Source organism: Microcoleus sp. C2D2 (assembly GCF_036702495.1).
In the GTDB taxonomy this organism is placed as follows: Bacteria; Cyanobacteriota; Cyanobacteriia; order Cyanobacteriales; family Microcoleaceae; genus Microcoleus.
Genome location: NZ_JAUBTO010000360.1, coordinates 1 through 1916, shown reverse-complemented (window position 1 = coordinate 1916; position 1916 = coordinate 1). Strand labels below are relative to the sequence as shown.

Below are 1916 nucleotides of genomic sequence, written 5' to 3'. Positions count from 1 at the left end.
ATTGGGTCAACAGGTAAAAGATGAGTAATTTTACTCATTGACAATAGTGCTTTTAGCTTAACTTGTGAGTAATGGCACGACTCAAACATTTAATGTTGTGTGCATCCAATAAAGTTACTATGCAACAAATACTTTTTGTGGCTAGTAACTACGCATCCTTAAAGTTACCAAGTGAAGTAAAATCATCTCTGTTTCACTTAGCAGCAACGCTCGAAGAAAAACTTGAGTTAATTTTTGGAGAATAACAATGGAAATCGAGACTACACCCTGGCACGAGACTAGAAGCCTTATTTCACCTCAAATTGAAATGCTTCAAGAAGATGGGATGATTCAGTACAAAAAATCGTTCCTCAAAACTGAAAGCCCTCAGACAGCAACAGTCAAGCCGAGGTTTATCCACTACGACGCGAATTACATCAAGTATTGCTTTTTGCAAGAGTTTTATCAACTCTTGTTTGACGGGGTTAGGCAGGAGGTGTTTGAAGGTGACAACAACGAGCTAGTTGCCTTGCTGGCTGAGGTTGTAACTGACTTTACTGACTATTGTCGAGAACAGCCTTCAAAGGAAAACGCCCGCGAACTGTTTCGAGCTTTCTGCAAACCTCATCTTTACATTTAAGTTCATTCTTACAAATAGCCGGCTACAGTTGCCGGCTAAACCAGAAAATACACTCAAATACACCCAATCACTCCCAAAATCATGACAGTAAATTTCTACGAAGGCAAAGACAACAAACCTCATCGTCTATTTGTCGCATCCGATCGTGTGACTATGCACGATCGGATTGTTTTTACCGAGGCGTGTTACGCCGTAGACGACAGATGCGTAAGCTTTTACGGGATTCTGTCATTTCAATGTGTCGGAGTCGAAAGCTCGAAAGATAAAGCCTGGAAGGTTGACGGTCAAAAAGTTCTTTTGAGTTTTTACAAAGACAAAAAACCTACCTGGAATAATGAAGCGAGAAAGTTTGAAGACAAAGAAGTAGAACCTAGTGAAAACTACCTTTACGTGTTCGCTAAAGATGTTTTAAAAAACATTAATAGTGACGTTGTCTCAATAGTTATTGCCCCCTATGTAGCACCTCAATTTTTAGAGGACATGAAAGTCCCCCAAGAGGAAGCGGTAATAGCTTACTGGGAGGCAAAAGTCAAAAATACAGTTGTCGCTGTCAATACAGATTCCAAACTGTTAACTGACAGTGACAAGGAGTTACTAAAAACTACTTCTTCAAATTTTGGGGGTGGAAAAACTTACCAAAAACCTGAGACTGAAAGCGAGAAACTAGAGGCAAGGTGGGAGTTCTTGAAGCACCACTTGGGCAAAGACTACCCTGTCAATTCTTTGTGCGAATTAGGTAGCTTGCTTGCGATGGAACAATCTACCCCCGAAGGGCGAGAATCACAGCTAACACTCGTCAAAACGCTTGAACTAATTACCGGGATGTGGAAATGACCCAAAAAGATTTGCCGCCAGAAATTCAGCAAGCTTTACAAAACCCTCTCGACGAAGGACAGGAGACTACGGGAAGTGATGAGTTAGATATAGGCAGGTATGCGAGGCTTAAAAGATTGAAGCAGGATGATAGCGATAAACTTTTGATTGAGGGTGAATCAATTGGCAAAAAAATCGAAAATCTTTTTCGTTTAACTGTTGCAATCCCTAACCCTGAAATTGCTTACCCACTACTTGCCGCCTACGCCTCTATCCCTAGTGTTCTGTGCGATATCCTTCCCATACTTGAATTAAGAGGTGAACCAGGTTCGGGCAAGTCGGAATGTATCAAAATTTTTTCTCGTGTCACAGGTAGCATTCTTAACGCGCGTTCTACCGCTGCGAGTATCAAGAATGATATTAATCAGATTCGATGGGTAGATCCGTCTACTTTTTCGATTGAGAAAAACTGTTTCTACTTGCT

At 41.1% G+C, this 1916-nt stretch carries 4 protein-coding genes; all 4 read left to right on the top strand.

The genetic code is table 11. The features are described from left to right. Positions 1–119: 119 nt before the first annotated feature. Positions 120–245 (top strand): hypothetical protein, encoded by a 126-nt coding sequence (locus tag QUB61_RS39145; protein ID WP_333136822.1) that lies wholly within the window; start codon positions 120–122, stop codon positions 243–245. A gap of 2 nt (positions 246–247) precedes the next feature. Continuing rightward, entirely contained in the window at positions 248–619 is a 372-nt protein-coding gene (locus QUB61_RS39140; protein ID WP_333136824.1) for a hypothetical protein, read from the top strand. Between the two features lie 81 nt (positions 620–700). After that, positions 701–1453 carry a hypothetical protein gene (locus tag QUB61_RS39135; RefSeq protein ID WP_333136826.1) on the top strand — a complete coding sequence of 251 codons (753 nt, stop codon included), beginning with the start codon at positions 701–703 and terminating at the stop codon, positions 1451–1453. Continuing rightward, positions 1450–1916, top strand: a 467-nt coding sequence (locus QUB61_RS39130; RefSeq protein ID WP_445300344.1) for a hypothetical protein, incomplete at its 3' end; no start/stop codon positions are given. The genes QUB61_RS39135 and QUB61_RS39130, both read left to right, overlap by 4 nt.

Excerpts from the sequence above, each read along its gene's own strand:
- QUB61_RS39145 (WP_333136822.1), top strand. The coding sequence starts at position 120 with ATGCAACAAATACTTTTTGTGGCTAGTAACTACGCATCCTTAAAGTTA.
- QUB61_RS39140 (WP_333136824.1), top strand. The coding sequence starts at position 248 with ATGGAAATCGAGACTACACCCTGGCACGAGACTAGAAGCCTTATTTCA.
- QUB61_RS39135 (WP_333136826.1), top strand. The coding sequence starts at position 701 with ATGACAGTAAATTTCTACGAAGGCAAAGACAACAAACCTCATCGTCTA.